This window comes from Methylocystis sp. SB2, assembly GCF_049817085.1.
Lineage (GTDB): Bacteria > Pseudomonadota > Alphaproteobacteria > Rhizobiales > Beijerinckiaceae > Methylocystis > Methylocystis rosea.
On the sequence record NZ_CP187401.1, the window covers coordinates 254,614 to 278,516 of the forward strand.

The window sequence follows — 23,903 nt, forward strand, 5'->3', positions numbered from 1 at the left end:
GGAGGTGAGGGCATGATTCGCGATTACACCAATATCGCGGCCAATGAGCGAACCTTCCTCGCTTGGGTGCGGACAGGCATTGCGGTCATCGCTCTCGGCTTCGTCATTGAGCGATTCAATCTCTTCCTGTTGACCATCGCGGGCGCGGTGAACGTCGACGCCATACGACTGCACCTCCATCGTTTGGATCATCCGGCGGGCCGTTACGGCGGCGAGGCGCTCATTGGCGCGGGCGTGATGCTGATCGTCATTTCGACGATTCGTTTTATCCATACCGCACGATTGCTCGCGCGCGACGAGCCCTATACGGCGCGCGCGACGAGCGTCAGCCTGTATTTCCTCGCCGTGCTGCTGCTCACGATCGCCGCGTTCAGCGCCTATCTCGCGATCGCGTGAGCTTCACTTTTGCTCCAACCTCCAGGACCCATCCCAGTCGTTTTCCGGCGGCGCGGCGATCAGAGCGTCGATTCGCCGAATGAAAGTGAGCGAGGGCCCGTCCTCCGGCGCGATCGCGAGAGCTTGCAAAAAGGCGCGCCGCGCCGCGTCCCAGGATCGTTGGCGATAGGCCTCAAGGCCCTCTAGGAAGCGCGCGCGCAGCTCCTCCTGCTCGCTGGTCAAGCAACCCTTGCGCGCCATGATCTCGTAAATCCGCTCTGGCCTGGCCTGACCGGCCATCGCGACGAGATCGATCTCGCGCGTTTCGACGACATCGGCGGCGCCCATCGCCGTCGCTTCAGATGCGAGTATGCGCGATCCGTAAATCTTATTCGCGCCTTCCAGACGCGCAGCGAGATTGGCGGTGTCCCCGATCACCGTATAATTCATCATGTGCTCGGAGCCGATGCTGCCGACGAGCGCCTCTCCCGTCGCAACGCCAATGCGCAGATCAAAAGATATCGGCGCATTGCGCATGCCGATGATCTCAGGAAATGAATCACGCAATCTCTCGAGGCGATTGAGCATGTCGATTGCTGCAAGAGCGGCGAGACGCGTCTGCTCGCTATCCTCGTTAAAAGGCGGACCCCAATAGGCCATAATCGCGTCGCCGATGTATTTGTCGATGATCCCCTCGTGCTCTCTGACCGGGGCCGACATCGTCGAGAAATATTGGTTGAGGATTTTTACGAGGCCCTGCGGCGTCATGCGTTCGCTCGTCGTGGTGAAGCCGGCGACGTCGCAAAAGAGAACCGTCATGACTCGGCGCTGACCTTCGGCCGCCAGCGTCGGGGCGTCGATTAGTCCCTTCACCACGCGGGGATCGATATATCTGCCGAAAGTGTCGAGGATGCGCTTTTTCAATCGCAGTTGCTCGACCATGCGGTTGAACGCGGCGGTCAAATGACCAATCTCGTCGAAGGTGGTTACGGCGATCACTTCGTCGAGTTGGCCCGCCTCGACAGCGCGCGTCCCTTCGAGGAGCCGTCGAACCGGGATCGTGACGCCATTGCTGACCAACATGGCGAACACAACGCCCAGCGCCGCGGCGAACAGAGTTAGCGCGGCCGCGACGACCATGACCTGACGCTGCATATCGACCGTGACCGCGCTGTCGGCTTGCAGCAGGGCGAGCATATCGCTGCGGACGGCGTCCAGGCTTCGATTGACGTCGTCACGGAACTCGTCGACGCGCACGAGGTTTTCCGATACGGCGCGCGCGTCGTTGGCTTCGAGCGCCTTTAGCAGCCGGTCGATCTCTTCGTTCAGATGGCGGCGCGACTCTCTTAAGAGGCTATCGAGACGGCTGTCGATGCGCACCAGCGCCGACTCGTCGCCGAAGGTGCTGCGGTCCTGGATAAGTCCGCCAATCAGGGCGCGCGCGGAGCGGATTTCGCTCTCAACAGCCGCGCCCTTCTCTTCAAGCACCTTCTTCAGAGCATCATATTTGCCGCCATCATTCGACGAGACCGTTCGCGCAATCACCATTCGACGGAGGGTCAGCGCTCGCTCCAGAGAACGAATATTGGCGCGCGCCAAATTGCCGTAGGCGGGCATGTAGTTCGACGACAGCTGCGCGAAGTGCTCGCCGGTGCGTCGGACCATAATCATGGAGAGAAGGGACGTCAGGACCATCAAAACGATCAGCGCCAGAGCGATGCCCATAATCTTTCTTCTGATGGAGAGCGAAAAGGCGCGGACGGCAAAACGTTGCGACATCGGATTCCGGGCGTTGAGAGGAGGAGCGGCGCAATCCTAGCACCCCTGGAAGTTGTTGCACCTCGACCGGGCGAATCTGGCCGCTTCGTCCTTGGACATGTCGGGGGAAAAACCCGCAGAACGCGCTTCAGGTCCTGAACCTGAGCGTCGGGCGCGGCTGACATATTTGGGGCGGACGGGAGCAGGGCCGCCGCGGCGACCCGTCAACCAAGTCGTCCAACAGGCCCAGAACCGTATTTTGACTGGCGGAGACGGTGGGATTCGAACCCACGATAGGGTTTCCCCTATAACGATTTAGCAAACCGTCGCCTTCAGCCTCTCGGCCACGTCTCCAGGCGCCCGCAATAATGCCGCGAAGCGCAAAGGACATATGCCAAAGCCCCGGCGCAATGGCAAGAGAACGCCTTTTAGGGCGTCGCGCCGGCCTTGAGGCCAAAATCACGCGCGCGCCGCCCTCCAGCGACCACAAATCCAAAGGGCTTTTCTTCGCCAAAGCGCGGCCGGCGTCGACAGGCAATCTGCGTCGCCTCAATGAATTTGCTCGACTGCCGCGGCCATGTCGGGGACCAACCGCACGCGATAGCGGGCGTTCGTGCAGGTCAGCAACCAGACCTGCTCGTCCGGTCGGGAAGCACGCGGGTCGCGCTTTGCGGCTTGCGCCGAATCGCAGGGGTATCCCTGGCTCCGAATATGCGCCGCGACAATGTCCGCGGCCGTGGCTTGCGCCGACGCTGGGGAAACAAACACGGGCGTAAAGGGCAGAAGCACCGCTAGCCGAAATATCCGCATCGTCGCCTCCATCGTCCGAGCGCATCGCTGGCGCGCGCGCGGGTTATCGCCGCGATAATAGCGGATCGCCGCGACGATGGCGCCGGCAAGCAGCGGGACGTGACGCCTGAGCCAGTTGGTGCCCGCAGCGCATTCTCTCGCTAGCATGCTCGCGCCGGCTCCACTCCCGTTGCAAGCGAAGCGAAAGCAGCGCCGGCAGATAGGAATAGGCCCGATCACCCGGCCTCAAAACATCGCGCCTGCGCGCCAATCAGACAAGGCGCAGCTGTGATCGCGCCAGCGAATTTATTGGCGAAGATCTCTCCGGCCTGCCGCGTTCTGTGCTAACATTCAACACGGCGCGCCTCGCGCCGGGCGAAACGAGCCCGAGGAGGCGACGATGAACAATCGAATATGCTCTTGCATTCCGCCGCCGGTCGGATGGAGCGTCAACCGGCAAACCCATCCTGCGATCACTCAAGCGATCTTCGCTCTATCCAACAACGAGCGAACGCCGGAAGCGATTTGGGAGGCGCCTACGCCAGAAGAGTGGCGGAGGATTTCCGAACTCGTCGTCGAATATGTCATTGACGGCGATTTCGCCGTCGACAATGGCAAATTCGCCTGGGGACCGTTCGAAACGCTTCGCCTCATGCCGGCGCGCCGCAACGACTGATTGCGAGCGCGCCGATGATCAGTAGCGAGGATACATCGGCGGTTCGAAGGGGCCGGGCTCGAAGCCGTCGAATTCTCGCGCGAATTGGCGCTGACGCGGAGCCGCGGCGCGCGACTGTCCGCGCGCATTTCCGAGAATTTCTCCGCTCTCCGTGACGACCACCCAACGACCGCCGCGTTCCTGAATGGCGATCACCCGACCAACGCCCGGCACGACTTCGCCGGGCTCGACGCCGATCATGCCCCTGTCCGATTCAATAAGCGCGGCGCCGTGATAAACGTCGCGCACCCTGTAGCCGCTAACGACTTTCGAAGCCGGCGCAATCGTCTGAACGGGCGTCATGTCGACTTTGGCGTTTTCGTTCCCGGCGGCGCGGGCGACTTTGGCCTGACTCTTTTCGGGCAAGCGCGTCGCGGGCGCAGCTTTCGCCGCGACTGCGGCGGCCTGGGTTTCGACAGCGGGCGGAGGGACGCTGGCGGCCTGCGCGCGATCGCGTTCGGCCTGTTGTTGTTTCGCCACGGCGTCGAGTTTTGCGCGAAGCTCCTGCACTTCACCTTGAAGGGCGGCGATCCGACGCTTCGACGCTTCGTCCAACACTGGGATCGCGACCTGTTGGGGCGCCGGCGCCTCGGCCTTTTGAACTGCCGCGTCCTTGGAACGGTCTGGCGTATAAAAATGCGTGGCCGCAAGTCCGGCAAGACCGATCAATGCGGCGATCAGACCGTAGCGGACCGGCCGAGCGCCGCGGCGGTCAATGACGATCTCCACCGGCAGTTTTGCTGGCGGGCCGTGTCGTTTCGGCTGTGGCGGCTCCGGCGGAATGATGAGGTCGTTCATGTGTGGAATCCCACCTTCGGAATAGGGCGGAGGATTCCTGCATGCGCTTGAATCGCGGCGAAATGGCGTCGATTCTTTTACGCCGCTGCACCAGGAGCCGAACCCGCCCCAAATCGGCAGTTCAGGCATGAGCTGAGAGCGTCGCCCGGCGTGAATCGCTCAAGGATTACTTGAAGGGATGGGGAACAGGCGGCGTATTGAGAGGCCGGGGACCCGGCGAGGCCGTCATCACCGTATAGAGTCGCTCAAAGAAGCAACTCGAATCATAAGGCTCCACGCCCCTGTTGCATTCGGGCCGGGGAATAAAGAGCGGGGGTTGCAAATGATCGGAGAGGGCGATGCAGACAGGGTCGATGTAAGGTTTCCCGACGTTGTCCGTGACGATTGGATGGCCGCATTGATCCACGGGCGGCGCCGTCTCTGCGCCCGCCGGGACTGGCGGAGGCGCCGCATGCTTCTGCTTCGCATCGGCGGCGCTGGACAGCGCAACGGCCAAAACAGCAACGGCAAGGGCTCCTCTGTCGAACCTGGCGCACAGGCTTCGATGTTGTTTTTGCTGGCGGCGTACAGCTGAGACCGCGAGACAAGTGCTTTTCAACGAGATCCTCACGATGCGCCTCTCGAAATTCGGTGTCGGTCCGATCCAGCCTTATAACCGATAGCCTCCTGGCCGCGAAGGCGGAGGGCAGCGCGGCGAGGCTGATTACGGCGAGGACGGCCGAGCGGTCGGCATGGCGCGAGTTCGCCTCAAGAGACGCGTCGAGCGGTTTGAGGGCTTGGAAAGAACGGCGCGCGTTTCCCGTGTCTTATAACCCTTTATCACTAGGTATTTTCCACAGGTGGAGCACTGCTGCGCCGAAGGCTAGGAAGAACCATTGATCTGAACATTGCGGCAATGACAACAGTTGCAGTGGGCTGCGGCTTGGTCTCATTGATTGGACCGAATTTCGCGGCGTATGTCTAGGGCGAGACGCTGGTCGTCTCGCCCTTTTTTTTAGCGCTTTAGAGGAGCCTTCGTCGCTCAAATGAGCCGATCAATGCTTCTAACCTGGCGCGCATCACCGTGGCCTCGACAAAAACGTTTTGAACCCCAAATATAAGGCGACGATCCAGCTTCTCGCGTGGGCGTCGCAATTGGTTTAAAGGCGAGCGGAGGCAGACATGCCAATTACATTGAAATCGATCGTCACCGGCGCCCTGTGCAGCGGCTTGATCGCGACGACCTTGTCAGCCAATGCTTGGGCAGGCCCGATCAACGTCGCGCGTTCCGAGGGCATAGCGTCACCATCTTTAACGGATCAAATCTACTATCGGCGCTATCGGGGCGGCTATTATCGGCCTGGGTATAATCCGGGCGCAGCTGCAGCGGCTGCAGCCGCCGTGGGCGTCCTCGGGGCCGCCGCAGCGGCAGGCGCTTACGCACAGCAACCGTATTATTATGGTTATCCAGCCTATGGCTACCCAGCTTACGGGTATCCCGACGGCTACGGATGGTAATAGCGGCGGTTCACCCGCGGCGGCGGTTTTATGAGTGACCGCCGCCGCCAACGCGCAGGTTGGTTCATTCGGGGGCTGTCGAGTTTCCAGCTTTACGGCGGCAATCTCTTTTTTGTCTGGTCCGGATGCGCCCGAATGATCGATCAGGATGCGCGCATTTAATGCGCGCGCTTCACCTGGACACGTGTCTTCGCATGATCGCTGTCGCCCAAGCGCGCGAACGTTCAACGATCATCGGATGTTGCAGCCACTCTGGCGCTTCTCCTTCTCGCCGCGCGGACCATTTACGTCTGTGTGGAGATATTTCATGCTCGATCTCGCCTATGTGACGTTGCTCGACTTTCTCTCTCGATCGCCGCCGTTGAGGGTCGGCAGAGATGAGCCCTGTGAGCCGCGGTTCGTGCCAATCGTCGGCGAGGATAAAGACAGTCGCGAAGAAGTGGCGCCGCCGGACATTGCGGGCGATCGCCCCGAGAAGTCCTGGCGCACTTAGCTCAACGCTCAACACTGCGCGTGTGAAGCCGATGACTGTCAGTCGTCGGGACGCTGGGGTTAACGTCGCTTCAGAGAAAATTGTAGAGCTCAGGGCGTCATTAAAATTGCGGCGCGGCCCCTACCACAACTCAGTGACAGAAATATAACTCCCCGCATGCGCTCACTTCGTCGCGGCGCTGCTGGGAGAGTAAGATGTCGAAAGCAATCTTGGCCGCACTTTTTGTTGTTCTGTTTGGTTCAGCTTCGGCTCTCGCGAAGAGCCCCAGATGTTTTGAAGGTTACGTCAGCGCTCCCTGCGGCCCACCCCCGCCGTATTACGTCGAAGGCATGACGTATTGGGGGTATGCGCTGCCTCATGCCGAGCCGCAGGATCCCTCCGGCCGAATAGTGCTTGAGGGCGCGGCAGGGGGAGGGGCGCCGGACGGCGACTGGTGAGCCTCGATCAATGCGATGATGGGCGCAGCGCGAGTCGCTGCGCCTGCGCAGATCGGAAACTCGCACGGTTCTTCCTTTGGCTCGCGCGCGTGACCGACCGACGGCGCCATGCAGATGTCCCAGTGCATCGTCGAAAGCGCCGAGCCGTTAAGCCGGACTATTTGCGGATAGGCTTTAAGCCTTAAATTACGAGCGACGACCGCCGTCGTCGCCCATAGAACGCCCTGACCGTGGATGAAACTGCGGGCGTTCTTGTTTTGCTTGGGCTACTTGAATTCAATCAACACGCCGTCTGCCCCCAGCGCAGTCTGCAATCCTTGGCGTGTTGCGCTTAATTTCATGGTGACGCCATTCCCATTCGTTAGCCACATCGTCCCTCGCCCGCGCTCAGCAATAGCCCAACCTCGTCGCACCTGAACGTAAGCCCCAGGGAAATCCGAAAGCCTCGTAAGGCCATAAACGGCGCCAGAGGCCGTCAATTTGGAAGCTCCTATACCGCCAATTCCCAATCCCCCAACAGTGATGGGATAGGATTTTCCAGCGTATTCTAGTGTCCCACCGCCAAGCGAGCCGGAGCCAATGAACGCGACCTGGATTTGCTCGATCGTCACTGTGGCGGACGGCTTTCCAGCGGGAGCATCTTGGGCAGACGCAGGGGCGCCAAATGGCGCGAAGGCCGAGGCGAACATTAGGAAGCGGACAGCGCCGGAAGGCAGTGCACAACTATTGAACATTAATTTTCCTCTCTCGAGACACGATGCGCCTGCATCCGCCGACTGGACATATCGATTGTCGCCGCCAGATACACGAAGCCGCGCCGCATGGGAATGTCGCTGATGTCCATCGTCCGCATGCTTGGCGCAATCTAGCTGGAAGCTAGATACGCCGGCCAGTCCGGCAAGACCTGCACCTCACGGGCGCCGCATTCCCGGCGACGAAGCGTCGCATCTTTCGGAAGGTCGATGAAGGTGACCGAGGGCGGGCCGATCGTCTCGAAGCTCACGACACCATAGTGCTGGCAGTCGCGATTAAGCACCATACCCGCGCGCCTTGGACGCTCTCGGTGCGAAGGTCGGCGATCGTCGGCGGGGCGGGACGCTGCATCCGGGGAGCATAGACGACGACCGGGCTTTTTCGTGAGGGAGGGGGCGCCCGATAATGCCCCGAGCACGGATGAACTGGCGAGGCATTTTTTCGATTGAACAAGAGGGGTAGGCAGCATCTCTCACGAAGGTCCCATATCTATTTCGGAGGGGGAACCAATCCTAAGCTTTGGCGTTCCTCTTTCGCTGCTTCAGATAAAAGCTGGGTGGGAGACATGCGCAGAACTTCGATTGCCTTAGCCGCCTCTATTCTTTGCTTCGCTGTCACGAGCACCGGAGCGAGCGCCATGACCGGTCCGGGACCATCAAGATCCCTTCCGGAAACCAATTATACCCCTAAGCAGGAAGCCGCATGCAATGGCACTTGGGGGCGCTACGGATGTGGACCGGGATTTGTCCGTCGATGCAACGGGTGGCGTTGCTGGTGCGGTCCCTGCTGGTAAACGTCATCCCTTGGCGTCGTCGCCGGAGAGCCAATTGACGAGCCTTTGCCGGCTCGGATGTTCCTCGAAATGGACATAGACGTGCGCCGGCGTCCTCAACAACGAAGGACTCGGCGGCGTTGCGGATCCGTAGCGGCAGGGCATAGGGCGGCGGCGTCATCTCTTCCAGCGCTCGAACGCATTCTCGTGTAGTGGGAAATACGCGATCGTCGGCTGTGGTGGAGTGCCTACTCTTCCGCGCAGCTCTCCCCGTCCGACGTGCGTATTGTTCCGCAACTCCGCTTCCAGCAGTCGGTTGCAAGCTGCAAGGCTGCGGCGTCTGTTCGCCACTACGCCATCATCCGGACCCGCACATCCCAATACTCGGCGCGCATAGGCGCGCCGGCGCCTTCAGAGCAGGCTTACACCGATTGTTGTCCCCAGCGTTGTCCACGAAGCTTTGAGCCCGGCTAAACGCGCGGCAAAATTTCTGTAAGTTACTGATTTAATTGGTGCCGGTTAGAGGATTCGAACCCCTGACCTACTGATTACAAATCAGTTGCTCTACCAGCTGAGCTAAACCGGCCCATGGCGTCATCGAGGCGCATCGCGCGACTTCTCTATGCGTCCAAGCCGGCGGAGAGGTCAATCCCGAGCTTTATCCAAGCCGCGTCGTCACGACGCTCAACGCCGCGGCGCAGGCGTTCGACACATTGAGGCTCTTGATTGGCCCCGGAAGATCGAGTCGCGCGACGGCGTCGCAGCGTTCGCGCGTGAGGCGCCGCAATCCCTTGCCCTCGGCGCCGAGCGCAAGCACCAGCGGCTTCGACAGCGTAATGGTCGAGAGCGACTCGGCGCCGTCCGAATCGAGTCCGACGCGGGCATAGCCGCGCTCGGCGAGGTCGTCGAGCGCGCGCGCCAGATTGACGACGGAGACGATCGTCACGAACTCCAGCGCGCCCGAGGCCGCTTTGGCCAGCACGCCGGAAAATTCCGGACTATGCCGTTCCGTGACGATCACCGCATCGACGTTAAAGGCGCAGGCCGTGCGCAGGATCGCGCCGACATTATGCGGATCGGTGATCTGGTCGAGCGCGAGCACCACGCCGCTGACGCTGACGATGTCGGAAATGTCCGCCTCCGGCAGCGGACGCGCTTCGAGCAGCAAGCCCTGATGCACGGCCTCCGGGCCGAGTCGCCGCTCGAGCTCGCGCGAATCGACGAGGCGCGGCTCGAGTCCCGCCGCCTGCGCAAGCTCGTGGATGCGCGGCAGCGCGGTGTCGGTCGCATAAAGCGTCAGCAGCTTGCGTTTGCGCGCGGTCAGCGCGGCGCGCACGGCATGAGCGCCGTAAAGCGTGACGAGGTCGGGCGAGGCGGAGCGGAACGGGCTGCGCGTCTCGGACTGCGCGACCGTCGTGCGGCGGCCCCTCTCATGCGCGCTGCGGTCCTTTGGCGGCGGCCGGCGGGTCATCTCAGCACGGCCGTCTTGACCCACCATTCAGGATGCTGGGCGCGAATGACGCTGGCGGCGCGCACAGCCTCGCGCCGCGTCGAAAACAGCGCGAAGCATGTCGCGCCCGAGCCGGACATCCGCGCCAGCCTGCAGCCCCGGGCGCCGCGCAACATGGCGAGCGCGTCGACGATCACGGGCGCCTGCAGACAGGCGGCGTCTTCGAGGTCGTTGCGCCCCTTCGCCAGCGCCGCAAGGAGTTCGTCCGCGCCTGGCCGGGCGGCGATGCCGGCATGCGCGGCGCCTTCGCGCAACGCGCCGGGTCGCAATCCCAGCGCGGCGAAGACCGGCCCCGTTGCGACCGGCGCCCCGGGGTTGATCAGCACGGCCGGCAGGAGCGGCAGGCGAATCGGTTCGCCGAGCGTTTCGCCCGCGCCGCGCATCATCCGCGCTCGCGGGTCGAGGCAGACCGGGACGTCCGAGCCAATGGCGCGTGCGACCTCGCGGATTCGCGGGTCGTCCGGCGCGAGATGATTCGCCTTGGCTAAAAGGCGCAGCGCCGCGGCGGCGTCCGACGAGCCGCCGCCAATGCCCGCGGCGACAGGCAGGCGCTTGTCGAGTCGAAACCGGCCGAGTCGCAGCCCCTTTATCTCTTCGGCGAGCCGCCGCGCGGCGCGCAGCACGAGATTGTCGGCGCCGGCGCCGGCGGCCGAGGAAGTGGGGCCCGAAATATCGAGCGACAGCGCGTCGTCGTCCGGCGTGAAGGACAATGTGTCCCCCGCGCCGGAAAAGGCCACGAGGCTTTCCAGCGCGTGGTAGCCGTCTTCCCGACGGCCGAGCACGTGAAGCGTAAGATTGATTTTCGCGGGGGCGCGCGTCGTCAGCATCTGACCCCGGTCTCCGCAAGTGGGGGATTTGCGGAGCGTTGAATTGGAGCGGGCGAAGGGATTCGAACCCTCGACCCCAACCTTGGCAAGGTTGTGCTCTACCCCTGAGCTACACCCGCATCCGTCGCGCCGGCAAAGCAAGTCGCGCAGCCGTCGCGGGCGTCGTTATGCCGGAAACGAATTTGCTTTGCAACTGGCGCGACGCGCCTGCGTCGACGCTCCGGAAGGGACGGCTTCCGGAGCGTCGCGACGTCACTGGATCATGCGCGCCGTGTTGCCGGTTTCCACCGTGATATTCGCGCTGTCAGGCGAGATCCAATGCGGCACCCAGGTAAGAGCGACGATGACGAAAGCGGTGAAGCCGATCAGATACACGAGGATCTTGCCGACTTCGCCGTCGTGAACATTTACGGCCATTTGCCTCTCCCATTTTGTGTTGTCCGGCGTTCGCCGGAAGGACAGGGACGGCGGCGGATGATGCAGCGATGAAAACCGCCGCCGTCCACCAGGACAGCTACAGGGGGACTGCCATGGCTGGGCGTAGTCTGCGAAAACGGTGCACGGAAACAAGGACCACAGACAGTATTTCCGTTGGTCAAATACTTGGTATCATGGAACTTATACTTGCTGGATCCAGGCGTCACGCGAGAGGCTGGAAGCCCTGCCGTTCGGCTTACCCGCGTGTTATCGACTTTTCAGCCATCGCCACTCGTTCAAGCCGAAGGGGCCGCCATGTCCGAAGCGCTGAGCCATGAAGAGATCGTCGATCTGCTCGCGCTCGAGCCCAATGCGACGTGCGGCTTCGTCCGCATCACCTATACGAGCAAGCTGTCCTTCGGCGCGGACGCCTTGCCGGCGCCCTTCGCGCGCAGCGGGCCAGTGGGTTCAGCGCTCTATTTTCTCGTGACGCCGCACGCGCCGGTTCGGCTGCACCGAATCCGCAACGATCAGCTCTATCATTACTATCTGGGCGATCCGCTGGAGCTGTTCATGCTCCATGGCGACGGCTCAACCGAGCGCGTGGTGGTCGGACCGGATCTGCGCGCCGGCCACAGGGTTCAGCTGCTTATTCCCGGCGACACATTTCACACGGCGCGGCTTCTGGGCGGCGGACGCTGGTTTTTTGGCGCCAGCACCGAATGGCCGGGCGTCACGCCGCAGGACGTTGAGATCGGCGATCTCGATCAACTGGCGTCGAAATATCCTGGCGTAGCGGCCGAGATCCGCTCAATCGCGGCTTCGGTCGCAAGCGTTCCGATACCGGCAGGCCAGCCGCGATAGGAGCTACTTGCATTCCTGCACGGCGCGCGCGAGCGCGTCCGACATTCCCTTGAGGGAATAGCTGTCGGTGGTGCTTGTCCCTTTAGACGAAGCGGCCTTCACGATGAGCTTGGCGCCGCCGCGCAGCGCGCCGACAAATTCTTTCTCTCGCGACTGATCCTTCACCCAGGCGTTCGTTCCCTTGGTGATCAGTTCGTAGCTGTCGCCGTCGATATCGGCGACAGCGGCGGAGCCGTCCTTCGTCGCATAGCCCAGATTGATCGCGACCTCATTATGGATATTTTCCGCCGGCCGCGTCGAGATAAAGATGTAGGCGGTCGCGTCCTTGAGCTTCGCTTTCGGCGTCCGCTCCTTGGGCTGCCCGAGCGCATAGCAGGTTCTGTTGCGGCCGCTTTGGGCGGCGTAGGCGCCCCATTCTCCGAAGTTTCCGAGCTGTTCCGGCTTGTCGGAGCCTTTATCCGCCGGCTTCTCGGCCTTCTCGGCTTTCTCGTTTTTAGTCGGCTTTCGCTTGTTGGCTTTGCCGCTTGCATCCTCGGCCGGAGCGTCTTCCGCGCCCGGCTTGGGCTTCGCTTCGGCAGCGTCAAAAGCGAAGGCGATCGCCAGTCCGATGGCGGCGACAGCGACGAGAAGACGGGAGCGCGTGCGAGAATCTCTAAGCATAGGCTCAGATTTTACCGAGGACAGGGGGCGCGAACAAGAGCTTCAGCGCATTCTCACTGCCACGCCGACCGGAGCCTAACCTTCTTTTCGAGCCGCCATCAGATAATTGACGTCCGTATCGTGGCTTTTTCGCCAGCTTCTGGTCAGCGGCTGGAAGCTCATCCCGACGCGATCGATTTCCCGCATGCCGCCCTGACGCACCCATGACGAGAGTTCGTCCGGCCGGATGAATTTGTCATGGTTATGGGTGCCTTTCGGCACCCAGCCGAGCACATATTCGGCGGCGACGATGGCCAGCAGATAGCTTTTCGTCGTCCGGTCAATCGTCGCCAGAAAGAGGAGCCCGCCGGGCTTCAGCAGCCGCCCCAGCATGGCGACGAATTCCCGCGGCCCTTCTACATGCTCGATGACTTCGAGCGCCGCCACCGCGTCGAACTGCTCGCCGGCCGCGGCGAGGTCTTCGGCGGTGATATTGCGATAATCGATGTCCAGCCCGGACGTTTCGGCGTGCCGTTTCGCGATGGCGATGTTGTTGGTCGCGGGGTCGACCCCGGTCACCTGAGCGCCGAGCTGAGCCAGCGACTCGCTCAATATGCCGCCGCCGCAGCCGATATCGGCGATGCGCACGCCCTCCAGCGGTCGGTCGCCGGGCGCGTTCAATGCGCCGGCGTCATGTCGGAGGAGCCGGCGCACGTGATCGCGGATATAGGCGACTCGGATGGGATTGATCTCGTGGAGGATCCCCATCTTGCCATTCTTGTCCCACCAGAGCTCGGCCAGGCGGTTGAAACGCGCGACGTCTTCGGGGTCGACGCTGGCGGAGTGGGGAGCGGACTGATGGGGCAAGAGGAACCTCGAGAAGATGTGGAGAATTATGCGCAAGCTCCTCACCCTGAGGAGTGCGCAAAGCGCGCGCCTCGAAGGACAAGAAGCTTGCGCATGATTCCCTTGGCGGACCGCTGCCGTTGACAGGTCCGCCGACGCGGACACATATAGCGCCGCTTCCCGCGAGACGCGAGCGCCTCGCCCATTTTCGGTCTCCATGTCACGCCTGGTTATGAAATTTGGCGGCACCTCGGTCGCCACTGTCGAACGCATCCACAATGTCGCGCGCCATGTGAAGCGCGAGGTGGATGCTGGGCGTGAGGTCGCTGTGGTGGTCTCGGCGATGGCCGGCAAGACCAATGAGCTTGTCGCCTGGTGCAAGGAGGCGGCGCCGCTTTGCGATCAGCGCGAATATGACGCCGTCGTCGCCTCGGGAGAACAGGTGACGGCCGGGCTTCTCGCGATGGCGCTGCAGAAGGCGGGGGTGCCCGCGCGCTCCTGGCTCGGCTGGCAGGCGCCGATCTACACCAACTGCACGCATGGCGCGGCGCGGATCGAATCGATCGATGGCGCGGGCATCATCGAAGGCCTCAACCGCGGCGAAGTCGCCGTGATCGCCGGCTTTCAGGGCGTGCACCGAGAAACCGGGCGGATCACGACGCTCGGACGTGGCGGCTCGGATACAAGCGCCGTCGCCATCGCGGCGGCGATCAAGGCCAGCCGCTGCGACATCTATACGGACGTTGACGGCGTTTACACCACCGATCCGCGCGTCGTGCCGAAGGCGCGGCGCATGGACAAGATCGCTTTTGAAGAGATGCTGGAAATGGCGTCGCTAGGCGCGAAGGTCCTGCAGGTGCGTTCGGTCGAGGTCGCCATGGTGCACGGCGTGCCGACCTATGTGCGCTCGTCCTTCGACGATCCGGAAAATCCGGGGCAGGGGACGTTAATCTGCAACGAGGAGGACATTGTGGAAGCGCAAGTCGTCACAGGCATCGCGTTCTCGCGCGACGAAGCGCAGATCACGCTTCGGGGCGTCGCCGACAAGCCGGGCGTCGCGGCCGCGGTGTTCATGCCCTTGGCCGAGGCCGGAATCAACGTCGACATGATTGTGCAGGTCGTTTCCGAGGAGGGGATGACCGACATGACCTTCACCGTAGGAACCGCTGATTACGAGCGCGCCTTTGCGATCATCGAGAAGGTCAAGGACGCCATCGGCTTTGCGAGCATAACGGGCGAAAAAGACGTCGCTAAGATTTCCGCGATCGGGATCGGCATGCGCAGCCACGCCGGCGTGGCCGCTGAGGCGTTTCGCGCCCTGTCGCAGAAGGGCGTCAATATCCGCGCGATCACCACGTCGGAGATCAAATTTTCGGTGTTGATCGACGAAGCCTATACCGAACTCGCCGTTCGGACGCTGCACTCGCTCTACGGCCTCGACGCCGCTTAGTCCGCGGTATAGCGACGCTTGAAGGAGAGCGTCGCCGCGACATCTAGCGCAACCACAATGGTTCGCGTGGAGGATGTCCCATGGAAAAGCTTACCAGTAGCGTCGTCTCCGAGACGAAGCTCGATCCGACAGTCGCCAAAGCGGCGCTCGGCCTAGTCCTCGCTTTTCTTCGCGACAAGGATACGACCGGCAATATGCAGGTCATGATCGCCAAGATGCCGCGCGCGCAAGAGGCGATTGACACAGCTCAGTACACCGGCGACGGCGGGGTCACGCAGGTCATCGAAGGCATGACGAGCTTTATTGGCCACGGTCGCGCCGATCTGAATATTCTCGCTGGTCAGCTCGAAAAGCTCGGGATCAGTGAAGCGCAGACCGACGCGTTGGTTCGCCAAGTGGTCAATCGCGCTGAAAATATTATTGGGGCCGAGGGCGCCGAGAAGATCAAGGGCATTCTGCCCGCGTTGCGTCAGCGCACCGACTTGCCGACGGATCTACGTCACTCGGCGTAACAATTTGGCTGACGCGCGAGACGCGCGCGTCAGCCATCCGGCGGCGTATGAGCGCAATCAGAGCGCTTGATTTTCCTTTCTGTCGCGGCGACAGTCCGGCGTCTTTCGGTTTGCGAAGGGGAGCCTGCAATGGATGAACTGGTGGCGCGCGTCTCGGCGGCCCTTGGCGTTGACGCAGAGGTCGCCAGGACGGCGGTGGGGCTCGTTCTGGGCTTCCTTCAAAAGGAATCGCGCGACGGCGCCGTCTCGGAGTTGCTCGCTCAGGTTCCCGGCGCCCCTGAGGCGATCCAGTCCGCCGAATCCGCGGGCGGCGGCGGCGGGCTTGCAGGCTTGATGGGTGGCATGGGCGGGCTGATGGGCCTTGCCGCGAAGCTGAATGGCGCCGGCGTCGACATGAGTCAGATTCCAAAACTGGGTCATGAGATTTTCGGCTATGCCGAAGAGAAAGTCGGGCCGGAAAAGCTGCGGGCGATCGTCGATTCGATCCCAGGCATCGCGCAGTTCGTTTGATCCCTATCGTCGAAGGCTTGCGATCGTCACCCCGCTCGCGCGCAGCGCCCCGAGAAGGACGCCGGCGTAGACGAGCGCGCCGACGAGCGCGAGCGCGGTGAGCGCGACGAGATTGGCGAGAGCGCCGAAATGCCCGCCAAGCGCCAAGGCGGACGAACGGCCGAAAATGGCGACAGCGGCGAGAAAGGCGCAGGCGACAAATGTCGCGCCGAGCGTCTTCACGAAAACGGCGTCGAATCGCATTCCTTCCTGGGCGAGCGCGAGTCCGACGAGCGCGGCGAGGTTGATCCACAATCCGACGGATGTCGCCGTCGCGAGCCCGACCGCCCCGAGCGGTCGAAACAGCACGATCTTCAACGCGACATTCGCGGCGAGCGCCGCCAGCGCGATGAGCATCGGCGTTCTTGTGTCGCCGCGCGCCTGAAAACTCGCGCGCGCCGAGGCGATCAGCACGAGCGCCATCAGACCGGCGCCATAGGCGGCGAGCACGTCCCCGGCGGCGTAGGCGTCGGCCGCCGAGAATTTGCCGCGCTGGAAAAGCCCCGCGACGATCAACTCGGGAATTGTGTCGAAGGCGATAAAAAAGGGCGCCGTCAGCGCGACGGTGAGCGCCATGGTTCGGCTCTGCGCGTGAAGCGCGCCCGCTTCGTCGCCCGCGGCGAGGCGTCGGCTCATTTCCGGCAGCAGCACCGTGCCGGCGGCGATGCCGATCACGCCGACGGGAAGCTGGTATAGCCGCTCCGCGTAAGAAATCGACGACACGCCGCCATCGGGAAGCATCGATGAGAGAATTGTGTCGGCGAGCACGGCGATCTGCGGACTGGCCGAGCCGATGATCGCGGGCCCCAGACGAATGAAAAAATCGCGCACGCGCGCCCAATGCGGCCTGCGCAACCGCTGCAGGACGCCGATACGTCGCGCCTGCCACATCAACAGCCCGAGCTCCAGAACGCCGGAGATGGTGATGCCCCAACTCGCCGCATAGCCGGCGTTTGGAAAAAGGAAGGCGACGGCGAGCGCCGCCATCACGGAGAAATTCATCAGATTGGGCGCGAAGGCGGGAAGCGCGAAGCGGCCGCGCGCGTTCAGGGCGCCCATGTGCAAGACGAAGAGCGTGATGAAAAGCAGATAGGGAAAGGTGATGCGCGTCAGATTGACGGCCAGCTCGAATTTTTCTGGACGGTCGTCGAGGCCCGGCGCGAGCAGCGAGACGAATTGCGGCGTCAGCGTCCAGACAATGGCGAGCAAGATGATCTGCGAGGCCAGGAGCAGCGTGTAAACTTCTCCGGCGAATTCCTCGGCCGCCGCGTCGCCCTTCTGCTCGATCGCCATCGAATAGGATGGAACGAACGCCGCGTTGAACGCGCCTTCGCCAAAGATCGCGCGAAAGCTGTTGGGCAGCCGCTGGGCGATGAAGAAGGCGTCCGAGACGGCGCCTGCGCCCATGATCGCCGACTGCATGGCGAGCGACAGAAAGCCCGTCACGCGCGAGAGCAGGGTGAAGCCGCCAACCGAGAGCAGATTGCGAATCATCGCAATCGTCCTAGCAGGATTCGGTCAAGCCTGCGCTCCCGTCAGTGCTGCGGGCAGTGCAGGGAGTATCCGCCGGTGATCGTGGCAAGCTCGTCGCCTTCGCCCCGAGACCAGCGAATGTTGGCGCTGCGTCGGCATTTGTCGGAAATGTCGGCTCGGCGCTCGTATGTGGCGACATCCTGATCCGCATCGACCGTGAATCCGTCGTCGCGCAGTTCATCAATGAGATCGTCGACTTCCGTCGAACCCACGTGAAAGCGTTGGGCGAGCCGGGCCTGGAAGACCCGCTGATCGTCCTCGGTTTTCGATTCGGGGAGGCCGTCGAGCAGGGTCGGCAAGGCGGGGGCCGCCACGAAGCGCCACATGCGGACGCCGAAGGCGGCGAATAGCGCAATCAAGGCCGCGGCGATCAAGAGGTTTCTGCCGCGCAATGGCGAACGGCGCTCGGTGTTCATGGATTCACGCCTCGTCCCCTTTGCGCCGGTGCAGCGCGTGACGCATCTGCGAAAGCCGGCCCGCTTTCAGCTTGTCGACGCCCTAGTCGCCCGCTTTGGCGTTGGTTACGTCGTTCTCGCCCAGCTTCTCGGCGACGAGATAGAGCGGCCTTCCCTTTACCTCATTGAAGATGCGGGCGACATACTCGCCGAGCACGCCCAGCGAAATCAGCTGAACGCCGGAGAAGAAGGCGATTGAGACCACCAGAGTGGGAAAGCCCGGCGTATCCACGCCAAAAACCATGGTGCGGGCCCAATAGTAGCCGGCCATCGCGATCGCGAAGGCGGAAATCGCTAGGCCTACATAAGTCCACACCTTGAGCGGAATCGACGAAAAGGACATCAGCCCGTCGAGCGCAAATCGCGCAAGCCGAACGAAATTAAATTTTGACGTTCCGCCGGCGCGGTCCTCCACGTCGAAGGGCACGCCGATCGATTTGAATCCGATCCAGGCGAAGAGGCCCTTATTGAAGCGCGCGCGCTCGCGCATCGTCAGCAGCGCGTCGACCGCCTGCCGGTCGAGAAGGCGGAAGTCGCCGGCGCCTGGCGGCAGGCGCACGTCGCCAAAGTCCTCCAGCAAACGGTAAAAAACATGCGTGAACGCTGCGCGCAGCTTGGGATCGGTCGCTCGGTCGATGCGCTCGCCGTAGACGTTCTTGTAGCCTTCCCGCCACTTCTCGATGAATTGCGGGATGACTTCCGGGGGGTGCTGCAGGTCGGCGTCCATGATGACGACCGCGCCTCCGAGCGTGGCGTCCAGCCCGGCGACGATCGCCACCTCCTTGCCGAAGTTGCGGGAAAGCGACAGGGCGCGAAAGCGCCGCTCCTCGGCGCAGAGGTCGCGCAATATCTCCAGACTCTCGTCGCTGGAGCCGTCGTCGACGAAGATCGCTTCATAGGAGACGTCGCATGCGTCAACGGCTAGGGCGAGTCTGGCCGCGAGAGCGCGAAGATTTTGCGCTTCGTTGAAGACGGGGATCACGATCGATACATCAGGCCTGTTCATGGCGGCGTTTAAACCAATATTTATAGGCAGAGCATAGGATTAACGGGCGCAGCATAGGCGCAGTCGCCTGGGCGGCGCAAAGGAGCGGGCGATGGTTGATAACCAAATTGTTGCGGTTTGCGCGGACGATTACAGCCTGTCTTATGGGGTGAGCGCCGGCATTTTGGAAGCGCTCGACGCGGGGAGGCTCACTGCGGTTTCGGCTTTGGTGAATGGTCCCCGCTGGCCGGCCATGGGGCTAGAGCTCTCTCGCCGCGGCCGAAACGCGGACATCGGCCTGCATTTCAATCTCACCCTTGGGCGGCCTCTGTCGTCCATGCCGCAGTTCGCGCCTAATGGAGAGTTTCCCCCGCTCTCCAAAGTTGTGCAGATGGCTTTCGGCCGGCGGTTGCCAATGGACGAGATTCGCACAGAGATCGATCGTCAGTTCGACCGCTTCGAAGCGGTGATCGACCGCCCGCCGGACCATGTCGACGGCCACCAGCACATACACGTCCTTCCCGGCATTAGGACGGCGCTGCTTGACGCTATGGAGGCGCGAAAGCTCGGCGGCCGGGCCTGGGTTCGCGACGCCGGGGATGGCTTACATCGCATTCTTTTGCGTGGAATCAACGCCCGCAAGGCGCTCTCTGCGCTCTCGCTGGCCGGCGGCTTTCGCCGGGAGGTGCGCCAGCGCGGCTTCGGCGTCAACGACGGCTTCGCCGGATTCTCGAATTTCCACCCAAGCTTCGATTACGCGAAGATTTTTCAGAGCTATCTTCGAGCGCCCGGCAGCAGACATCTCATCATGTGCCATCCTGGCCATGTGGACGAAGAACTGCGAAGGCTCGATCCGGTGACGATCACGCGCGAGCAGGAGCTTGCTTTCCTGCTGTCGACTCGACTGCCGGAGATGCTGGAGAAGCGCGGCCTGCGTTTGGGTCGTCTGTCGCAGGCGGACCGGAACCTAAGCGCCGAGCAAACGGCGGCTCAGTAGATCCCTTCAAATGAGATCGGCGCCCGTTTCTTGCCGTCCTCCAAATAGATGTCTTTCGAGAACGACGCGCGTCGGCGGTTGAAGGCCTGCAGCCACCATCCGTCGCCCAGCGGATCGAAGACCGGCGCGTCGGTTCGGCGGAAGATCGCGGTCGAGCCGACAAACTCCACCTTTTCGAACATCTGATCTTCGCTCAGGAAGTCCGCGAGCCGGCTGATGGTTGGGATATGAATATCGTCGACGACGAGCAGTCCATCCGTCTTCAGGTGCGGATAGAAGTAGTAATATTCGAGTTCGGGGAACGGAAAGCCGTGCGGACCGTCGATCAGGACAAGGTCGTAGCGAGAATGGTCTTCGTGTCGCGGCAGCGTCAGTTGAGTCGGGCCAAAGACAAGGTCGAGGCGGTCCGAACGGGTCGCGGGACAGTTCATGAAATAGTCGACGCTTGACGCCTTCTGTCCGCGGTCGTCAAAGCAGAAAACCTTATGCCGTTCGGCGATGCGCGAAAAAAAGATCGTGGATTTTCCGCAGCCCGTTTCGGCTGAGAAGATTTCCGTTCCGGTCAGCAGGCGCTCGATGCGCAGCAAGGTGCGTAGGGGCATCGACCCCGCGCTGTGGGCGTAGCCGAAGGCGCGCTCATAGTCCCCGATTTCGGCGGCGAGGCTTTTGTCGCGCGTCGCCTGGGCCCGCAGAGGCGACGGCATTGATGAGAGCGGAGAGCTCCAAAGCCTTCGCCGCACTCGATTGATCAACTTTCGGGCGAAGAACGAGGGCATGGCTCCTGATGTTTCTCAAGGGTCCGCGAAAGGTTGACGGCTTATAGCAGCGCGAGCCTCGCCAAGGAAGCGATCGGCCGCAGCCAGCTGCTTAAGTCCCGCTGACGAATAAATTCATACGAATTCAACATCTAAACCGAAATCGAAGACTGGGGCGGAGTGCGTCAGCGCGCCAACAGAAATAAAGTCGACGCTGGTTTTCGCAATTTCCGTCACGCTCGCGAGCGTGACGCCGCCCGAGGCTTCACAGATCATGCGGCCGCCGACGAGCGCCACGGCGCTGCGCAGATCGTCGAGCGTCATATTGTCGAGCAGCACGGCGTCCGCCCCCTCGTCGAGGACCTCGCGCAGCTGGTCGAGCGTATCGACTTCGATCTCGATTTTGACGAGATGGCCGATATTCCGCTTGGCGGCTCTGAGCGCCGGAATAACGCCGCCAGCGATGGCGACGTGATTATCCTTGATGAGCACGGCGTCATCGAGGCCGAAGCGGTGATTGACGCCGCCGCCGCATCGCACGGCGTATTTCTCAAAGGCGCGCAACAAGGGCGTGGTTTTGCGCGTGTCGCAGATTCGCGCGGATGTGCCGGCGATGGCGCTGACGTAGCGCGCCGTGAGCGTGGCGACGCCGGACAGCCGGCCAAGAAAATTGAGCGCAACCCGCTCGGCCGAGAGAATGGGCTGGGCCGGGCCGGAAATTATCGCTGCGAGCGTTCCCGGCTCGACGCGGGCGCCATCGGCCGCCTGCGCTTCGAAGATGATCTCTCGATCCATCAGCGCGAAGGCGGCGCGCGCCGCCTGAAGTCCTGCGACCACCCCTGAATCGCGCGCGACAATCCCCGCCCGCGCCTGCGCGCGCTGGGGGATGGTCGCCTGCGTCGTGACGTCGCCGGCGCGCCCCAAATCTTCGGCGAGCGCGGCGCGAACCGCCTCCTCGATCAGCATCGGGGGCAAATCGGGGATCATGACTTAAACCTCGTCGGCGATGCGCAAGACCGCGTCGAGCGTCGTGAGCGAGCGGCGCGCGAGCGCGGGGACCGGCTGTGGAAAGTCAGAGCGGAAATGCGCGCCGCGGCTCTCGCGCCGCTGGAGCGCGGCCGCCGCGATGAACAGACCCGTGGTCAACATGTTGCGCGCCTCAATATCGCTCGTTCGCGAGATCATGCGCCGGATCGACCTTACCGCGACGGCGAGCCCGGCGCCGTTACGGATGACGCCCACATTCGCCGACATCAGATCGCGCAGCTCTTCGATGACCGCGAAATCAGTGTCGCGCGGCACGGGCTCGATGCGCTCCGCCTTCGGGAGCCATTCGACCGGCAAAAGGGGCGTCGCGCGCACGTCCGCGGCGACACGGGCGCCGAAAACGATCGCCTCGAGAAGAGAATTGGAGGCGAGCCGGTTCGCGCCGTGAACGCCGGTCGACGCGACTTCGCCGACCGCCCAGAGGCCATCCAGGTTCGTGCGCCCGCGGTCGTCAGTCCATACGCCGCCCATATGGTAATGCGCCGCCGGCGCGATCGGAATAAGTTCGCGCGAGGGATCGATCCCGGCGCTCATGCAACTTGCGTAAACTGTCGGAAAGCGCGTCGGGAATTCGGCGCCGATGGCCGAACGGGCGTCGAGAAACGCGCCCTTTCCGGCCTTGACGCTGGCGAAAACGCCGCGGGCGACAATGTCGCGCGGCGCAAGCTCCCCATGTGGATCAATGTCGAGCATGAAGCGTCGGCCATCCCGATCCACGATCGTCGCGCCTTCGCCGCGCAGAGCCTCGGTCGCGAGCGGCGCCGGATCGGCGTCAATGTCGATCGCCGTCGGGTGAAACTGAACGAACTCCGCGTCAGCGATCAGCGCGCCCGCCCGCGCCGCCATCGCGACGCCGATGCCGCGCGCCTCCAACGGGTTGGTCGTGACCCGGTACAGATGGCCAATCCCGCCCGTCGCGAGAATCAGCGCCGAACAGGGCGTCTCGTGGATCATGCCGGCGTTGTCGCGGGCGCGCACGCCAACCGCGCGCCCCCCGCGCACCATGATCTCCTGCGCCGAATAGCCTTCGACGATCTGGATCGATGGGGTTCTGGCGACTTCCTTGGCCAGAATGTCCATGATCGCCCGCCCGGCGACATCGCCTTGGACACGCACGATGCGCCGACGCGAATGCGCCGCCTCCTGGGACGGGAGGAAGCCGCCGAGGGCAGAACGATCGAACGGCGTTCCCATCGCCGCGAGGTCTTCGACGCGTGCGCGCGCTTCTTGCGCCATGCCGAGCGCGATGTCGCGGTCGACGAGGCCGCCGCCCGCCGCCACCGTGTCGTCGGCGTGGCTTTCCGGCGTGTCGCCTTCTTCGACGGCCGCGGCGATGCCGCCCTGCGCCCAAAAGGACGAGCCGCTGTATCCGACGGGCGTCGGCGCGAAGATCGCCACCGGAGTCGGGGCCAGTTTCAGCGCGCAGAACACGCCTGCAAGTCCGCCGCCGATGATGAGTATGGGAGGTAAATTCTCGCGCATCGACCGCTTAGTCGATCGCGACTGTGGCGAGCCGCGCGAGCGCGGCGGCCTCACGGGCGATCGCCGCTTCGACTAGGCTACGGGCGCGCGGCGGCAAGGGCAGGGCGAGGGCCGCCGCATGGCCCTTGGGCGACATTTTGCACAAGGTCTTGCCGAGAATGTCGACGAGCTTGTCGTCGGCATACTCCCGGTGCTTTTCGAGAAATTCGTCGAAGTAATGCTCGAGAAAGACAATCGCGGCGATGTTTTCGAGCGCCTGCGACTCCGGGTCTTTCTTGAGCTGTTCCTTACGGATCAGCGCGCCGACATGCGCGGTCGCCGCTTCGTCGTAGCCATGCGCGCGCATGATATCGGCAGCAAGATCGGCGTGGTGGATCCGGCAGGCGCGCCGCCAGTCATTGTAGCCGCGACGGCCTTCTTCATAATTCGCACGGGCGATCTCCCAGCGCCGCAGATGTTGCGCGCGAGTCGCAATCTTCAGCAGATCGGAGGCGTCAGGGTAGAGCGCGGCAAGCCGCGCGCTCATGCGCTCGGCGTAAACAAGCTCAAAGGCTCGGCCCTCGAGCCGGCGCGGATCGTCGGCATTGGCGGCGTCGATGGCCGCAATCGTCGCATCGAGCGCCGGCATTGTCCGCCCTGTTCAGTTTA

At 63.0% G+C, this 23,903-nt stretch carries 26 protein-coding genes and 3 tRNA genes; 10 read left to right on the forward strand and 19 right to left on the reverse strand.

Features of this window, described 5'->3' with window-relative positions; genetic code table 11:
- Positions 1 to 12 precede the first annotated feature (12 nt).
- Positions 13 to 396, forward strand: a complete 384-nt coding sequence (locus ACPS74_RS01295; RefSeq protein ID WP_029648212.1) for a YidH family protein — start codon at positions 13 to 15, stop codon at positions 394 to 396.
- A 3-nt stretch (positions 397 to 399) separates the two neighbouring features.
- Here the strand turns inward: ACPS74_RS01295 and ACPS74_RS01300 are convergent, their stop codons facing one another.
- The 3 genes from ACPS74_RS01300 to ACPS74_RS01310 form a co-directional block, all read right to left on the reverse strand.
- Positions 400 to 2,100 (reverse strand): adenylate/guanylate cyclase domain-containing protein, encoded by a 1,701-nt coding sequence (locus ACPS74_RS01300; protein WP_239754511.1) that lies wholly within the window; start codon positions 2,098 to 2,100, stop codon positions 400 to 402.
- 297 nt (positions 2,101 to 2,397) lie between these two features.
- A tRNA-Ser gene (locus tag ACPS74_RS01305) sits at positions 2,398 to 2,487 on the reverse strand.
- Between the two features lie 195 nt (positions 2,488 to 2,682).
- Positions 2,683 to 3,090, reverse strand: a complete 408-nt coding sequence (locus ACPS74_RS01310; protein ID WP_239754510.1) for a hypothetical protein — start codon at positions 3,088 to 3,090, stop codon at positions 2,683 to 2,685.
- A 232-nt stretch (positions 3,091 to 3,322) separates the two neighbouring features.
- Here ACPS74_RS01310 and ACPS74_RS01315 point away from each other — a divergent pair, with 232 nt between their 5' ends.
- Complete coding sequence (locus ACPS74_RS01315; protein ID WP_029648209.1) at positions 3,323 to 3,598, forward strand: hypothetical protein; 276 nt, start codon at positions 3,323 to 3,325, stop codon at positions 3,596 to 3,598.
- 18 nt (positions 3,599 to 3,616) lie between these two features.
- On the opposite strand, the gene ACPS74_RS01320 is transcribed toward ACPS74_RS01315, so the two are convergent.
- Positions 3,617 to 4,435 carry a hypothetical protein gene (locus tag ACPS74_RS01320; RefSeq protein ID WP_029648208.1) on the reverse strand — a complete coding sequence of 273 codons (819 nt, stop codon included), beginning with the start codon at positions 4,433 to 4,435 and terminating at the stop codon, positions 3,617 to 3,619.
- Positions 4,436 to 4,886: 451 nt separating this feature from the next.
- Between ACPS74_RS01320 and ACPS74_RS01325 the strand changes: the two genes are divergently transcribed.
- The 3 genes from ACPS74_RS01325 (at position 4,887) to ACPS74_RS01335 (ending at position 6,425) form a co-directional block, all read left to right on the forward strand.
- Positions 4,887 to 5,009, forward strand: coding sequence for a hypothetical protein (locus tag ACPS74_RS01325; protein WP_255722929.1), 123 nt, complete (start codon positions 4,887 to 4,889; stop codon positions 5,007 to 5,009).
- A 587-nt stretch (positions 5,010 to 5,596) separates the two neighbouring features.
- Positions 5,597 to 5,932 carry a hypothetical protein gene (locus tag ACPS74_RS01330; RefSeq protein WP_083481283.1) on the forward strand — a complete coding sequence of 112 codons (336 nt, stop codon included), beginning with the start codon at positions 5,597 to 5,599 and terminating at the stop codon, positions 5,930 to 5,932.
- Positions 5,933 to 6,170: 238 nt separating this feature from the next.
- On the forward strand, positions 6,171 to 6,425 hold the full coding sequence (locus ACPS74_RS01335; protein WP_036241189.1) for a hypothetical protein: 255 nt from the start codon (positions 6,171 to 6,173) through the stop codon (positions 6,423 to 6,425).
- A gap of 1,302 nt (positions 6,426 to 7,727) precedes the next feature.
- Here the strand turns inward: ACPS74_RS01335 and ACPS74_RS01340 are convergent.
- The 6 genes from ACPS74_RS01340 to ACPS74_RS01365 all read right to left on the reverse strand — a co-directional run bounded on the left by ACPS74_RS01340 (position 7,728) and on the right by ACPS74_RS01365 (position 11,141).
- The gene (locus ACPS74_RS01340; RefSeq protein WP_157055182.1) at positions 7,728 to 7,901 is read right to left on the reverse strand and encodes a hypothetical protein; all 174 of its coding nucleotides are present in this window, start codon (positions 7,899 to 7,901) and stop codon (positions 7,728 to 7,730) included.
- A gap of 996 nt (positions 7,902 to 8,897) precedes the next feature.
- Positions 8,898 to 8,973 (reverse strand) — tRNA-Thr (locus ACPS74_RS01345).
- Positions 8,974 to 9,045: 72 nt separating this feature from the next.
- Entirely contained in the window at positions 9,046 to 9,858 is an 813-nt protein-coding gene (locus ACPS74_RS01350; RefSeq protein WP_029648204.1) for a TrmH family RNA methyltransferase, read from the reverse strand.
- Entirely contained in the window at positions 9,855 to 10,724 is an 870-nt protein-coding gene (locus ACPS74_RS01355; protein WP_029648203.1) for a 4-(cytidine 5'-diphospho)-2-C-methyl-D-erythritol kinase, read from the reverse strand. Before ACPS74_RS01355 ends, ACPS74_RS01350 begins: the two co-directional genes overlap by 4 nt.
- Positions 10,725 to 10,768: 44 nt before the next feature.
- A tRNA-Gly gene (locus tag ACPS74_RS01360) sits at positions 10,769 to 10,843 on the reverse strand.
- Positions 10,844 to 10,976: 133 nt separating this feature from the next.
- Entirely contained in the window at positions 10,977 to 11,141 is a 165-nt protein-coding gene (locus ACPS74_RS01365) for a hypothetical protein (RefSeq protein WP_018408438.1), read from the reverse strand.
- A 315-nt stretch (positions 11,142 to 11,456) separates the two neighbouring features.
- On the opposite strand from ACPS74_RS01365, the gene ACPS74_RS01370 reads away from it, so the two are divergent.
- Positions 11,457 to 12,005 carry a cupin domain-containing protein gene (locus tag ACPS74_RS01370; protein WP_036241188.1) on the forward strand — a complete coding sequence of 183 codons (549 nt, stop codon included), beginning with the start codon at positions 11,457 to 11,459 and terminating at the stop codon, positions 12,003 to 12,005.
- Between the two features lie 3 nt (positions 12,006 to 12,008).
- Here ACPS74_RS01370 and ACPS74_RS01375 read toward each other — a convergent pair whose 3' ends face one another.
- Both ACPS74_RS01375 and ubiG read right to left on the reverse strand, forming a co-directional pair.
- Positions 12,009 to 12,665, reverse strand: a complete 657-nt coding sequence (locus ACPS74_RS01375; protein WP_029648201.1) for an invasion associated locus B family protein — start codon at positions 12,663 to 12,665, stop codon at positions 12,009 to 12,011.
- 75 nt (positions 12,666 to 12,740) lie between these two features.
- Positions 12,741 to 13,511 carry a bifunctional 2-polyprenyl-6-hydroxyphenol methylase/3-demethylubiquinol 3-O-methyltransferase UbiG gene (ubiG, locus tag ACPS74_RS01380; RefSeq protein WP_029648200.1) on the reverse strand — a complete coding sequence of 257 codons (771 nt, stop codon included), beginning with the start codon at positions 13,509 to 13,511 and terminating at the stop codon, positions 12,741 to 12,743.
- A gap of 196 nt (positions 13,512 to 13,707) precedes the next feature.
- Between ubiG and ACPS74_RS01385 the strand changes: the two genes are divergently transcribed.
- The 3 genes from ACPS74_RS01385 (at position 13,708) to ACPS74_RS01395 (ending at position 15,962) form a co-directional block, all read left to right on the forward strand.
- Positions 13,708 to 14,940 carry an aspartate kinase gene (locus ACPS74_RS01385; protein WP_026222982.1) on the forward strand — a complete coding sequence of 411 codons (1,233 nt, stop codon included), beginning with the start codon at positions 13,708 to 13,710 and terminating at the stop codon, positions 14,938 to 14,940.
- A gap of 80 nt (positions 14,941 to 15,020) precedes the next feature.
- Positions 15,021 to 15,452: a hypothetical protein gene (locus ACPS74_RS01390; RefSeq protein WP_029648199.1), complete on the forward strand. Its 432-nt coding sequence runs from the start codon at positions 15,021 to 15,023 to the stop codon at positions 15,450 to 15,452.
- 129 nt (positions 15,453 to 15,581) lie between these two features.
- The gene (locus ACPS74_RS01395) at positions 15,582 to 15,962 is read left to right on the forward strand and encodes a DUF2267 domain-containing protein (protein WP_029648198.1); all 381 of its coding nucleotides are present in this window, start codon (positions 15,582 to 15,584) and stop codon (positions 15,960 to 15,962) included.
- Between the two features lie 3 nt (positions 15,963 to 15,965).
- Here ACPS74_RS01395 and murJ read toward each other — a convergent pair whose 3' ends face one another.
- From murJ to ACPS74_RS01410, 3 genes are all read right to left on the reverse strand, one after another.
- The gene (gene murJ, locus ACPS74_RS01400; protein WP_029648197.1) at positions 15,966 to 17,495 is read right to left on the reverse strand and encodes a murein biosynthesis integral membrane protein MurJ; all 1,530 of its coding nucleotides are present in this window, start codon (positions 17,493 to 17,495) and stop codon (positions 15,966 to 15,968) included.
- Between the two features lie 41 nt (positions 17,496 to 17,536).
- Positions 17,537 to 17,950, reverse strand: coding sequence for a hypothetical protein (locus ACPS74_RS01405; protein WP_029648196.1), 414 nt, complete (start codon positions 17,948 to 17,950; stop codon positions 17,537 to 17,539).
- An 82-nt stretch (positions 17,951 to 18,032) separates the two neighbouring features.
- Positions 18,033 to 18,995, reverse strand: coding sequence for a glycosyltransferase family 2 protein (locus tag ACPS74_RS01410; RefSeq protein ID WP_036241187.1), 963 nt, complete (start codon positions 18,993 to 18,995; stop codon positions 18,033 to 18,035).
- Between the two features lie 91 nt (positions 18,996 to 19,086).
- On the opposite strand from ACPS74_RS01410, the gene ACPS74_RS01415 reads away from it, so the two are divergent.
- A complete protein-coding gene (locus ACPS74_RS01415) occupies positions 19,087 to 19,971 on the forward strand; it encodes a ChbG/HpnK family deacetylase (RefSeq protein ID WP_029648194.1) in 885 nt (294 codons plus the stop codon).
- On the opposite strand, the gene ACPS74_RS01420 is transcribed toward ACPS74_RS01415, so the two are convergent.
- The 4 genes from ACPS74_RS01420 to ACPS74_RS01435 form a co-directional block, all read right to left on the reverse strand.
- Positions 19,965 to 20,675, reverse strand: coding sequence for a class I SAM-dependent methyltransferase (locus ACPS74_RS01420; protein WP_029648193.1), 711 nt, complete (start codon positions 20,673 to 20,675; stop codon positions 19,965 to 19,967). The genes ACPS74_RS01415 and ACPS74_RS01420 overlap by 7 nt on opposite strands.
- Positions 20,676 to 20,861: 186 nt before the next feature.
- Positions 20,862 to 21,713, reverse strand: coding sequence for a carboxylating nicotinate-nucleotide diphosphorylase (gene nadC, locus ACPS74_RS01425; protein WP_029648192.1), 852 nt, complete (start codon positions 21,711 to 21,713; stop codon positions 20,862 to 20,864).
- 3 nt (positions 21,714 to 21,716) lie between these two features.
- The gene (locus ACPS74_RS01430; RefSeq protein ID WP_029648191.1) at positions 21,717 to 23,255 is read right to left on the reverse strand and encodes an L-aspartate oxidase; all 1,539 of its coding nucleotides are present in this window, start codon (positions 23,253 to 23,255) and stop codon (positions 21,717 to 21,719) included.
- A gap of 7 nt (positions 23,256 to 23,262) precedes the next feature.
- A complete protein-coding gene (locus ACPS74_RS01435; protein ID WP_029648190.1) occupies positions 23,263 to 23,883 on the reverse strand; it encodes a DUF4202 domain-containing protein in 621 nt (206 codons plus the stop codon).
- Between the last annotated feature and the right edge of the window lie 20 nt (positions 23,884 to 23,903).

Coding starts and splice junctions, on each gene's coding strand:
- ACPS74_RS01410 (WP_036241187.1), bottom strand. CDS start 18,995: ATGAACAGGCCTGATGTATCGATCGTGATCCCCGTCTTCAACGAAGCG.
- ACPS74_RS01370 (WP_036241188.1), top strand. CDS start 11,457: ATGTCCGAAGCGCTGAGCCATGAAGAGATCGTCGATCTGCTCGCGCTC.
- ACPS74_RS01355 (WP_029648203.1), bottom strand. CDS start 10,724: ATGCTGACGACGCGCGCCCCCGCGAAAATCAATCTTACGCTTCACGTG.
- ACPS74_RS01330 (WP_083481283.1), top strand. CDS start 5,597: ATGCCAATTACATTGAAATCGATCGTCACCGGCGCCCTGTGCAGCGGC.
- ACPS74_RS01340 (WP_157055182.1), bottom strand. CDS start 7,901: ATGGTGCTTAATCGCGACTGCCAGCACTATGGTGTCGTGAGCTTCGAG.
- ACPS74_RS01390 (WP_029648199.1), top strand. CDS start 15,021: ATGGAAAAGCTTACCAGTAGCGTCGTCTCCGAGACGAAGCTCGATCCG.
- ACPS74_RS01405 (WP_029648196.1), bottom strand. CDS start 17,950: ATGAACACCGAGCGCCGTTCGCCATTGCGCGGCAGAAACCTCTTGATC.
- ACPS74_RS01365 (WP_018408438.1), bottom strand. CDS start 11,141: ATGGCCGTAAATGTTCACGACGGCGAAGTCGGCAAGATCCTCGTGTAT.
- nadC (WP_029648192.1), bottom strand. CDS start 21,713: ATGATCCCCGATTTGCCCCCGATGCTGATCGAGGAGGCGGTTCGCGCC.
- ACPS74_RS01375 (WP_029648201.1), bottom strand. CDS start 12,665: ATGCTTAGAGATTCTCGCACGCGCTCCCGTCTTCTCGTCGCTGTCGCC.
- ACPS74_RS01315 (WP_029648209.1), top strand. CDS start 3,323: ATGAACAATCGAATATGCTCTTGCATTCCGCCGCCGGTCGGATGGAGC.
- ACPS74_RS01420 (WP_029648193.1), bottom strand. CDS start 20,675: ATGCCGTCGCCTCTGCGGGCCCAGGCGACGCGCGACAAAAGCCTCGCC.
- ACPS74_RS01395 (WP_029648198.1), top strand. CDS start 15,582: ATGGATGAACTGGTGGCGCGCGTCTCGGCGGCCCTTGGCGTTGACGCA.
- ACPS74_RS01295 (WP_029648212.1), top strand. CDS start 13: ATGATTCGCGATTACACCAATATCGCGGCCAATGAGCGAACCTTCCTC.
- ACPS74_RS01320 (WP_029648208.1), bottom strand. CDS start 4,435: ATGAACGACCTCATCATTCCGCCGGAGCCGCCACAGCCGAAACGACAC.
- ACPS74_RS01350 (WP_029648204.1), bottom strand. CDS start 9,858: ATGACCCGCCGGCCGCCGCCAAAGGACCGCAGCGCGCATGAGAGGGGC.
- ACPS74_RS01435 (WP_029648190.1), bottom strand. CDS start 23,883: ATGCCGGCGCTCGATGCGACGATTGCGGCCATCGACGCCGCCAATGCC.
- ACPS74_RS01310 (WP_239754510.1), bottom strand. CDS start 3,090: ATGCTAGCGAGAGAATGCGCTGCGGGCACCAACTGGCTCAGGCGTCAC.
- murJ (WP_029648197.1), bottom strand. CDS start 17,495: ATGATTCGCAATCTGCTCTCGGTTGGCGGCTTCACCCTGCTCTCGCGC.
- ACPS74_RS01415 (WP_029648194.1), top strand. CDS start 19,087: ATGGTTGATAACCAAATTGTTGCGGTTTGCGCGGACGATTACAGCCTG.
- ACPS74_RS01325 (WP_255722929.1), top strand. CDS start 4,887: ATGCTTCTGCTTCGCATCGGCGGCGCTGGACAGCGCAACGGCCAAAAC.
- ACPS74_RS01385 (WP_026222982.1), top strand. CDS start 13,708: ATGTCACGCCTGGTTATGAAATTTGGCGGCACCTCGGTCGCCACTGTC.
- ACPS74_RS01300 (WP_239754511.1), bottom strand. CDS start 2,100: ATGGGCATCGCTCTGGCGCTGATCGTTTTGATGGTCCTGACGTCCCTT.
- ACPS74_RS01430 (WP_029648191.1), bottom strand. CDS start 23,255: ATGCGCGAGAATTTACCTCCCATACTCATCATCGGCGGCGGACTTGCA.
- ACPS74_RS01335 (WP_036241189.1), top strand. CDS start 6,171: ATGTTGCAGCCACTCTGGCGCTTCTCCTTCTCGCCGCGCGGACCATTT.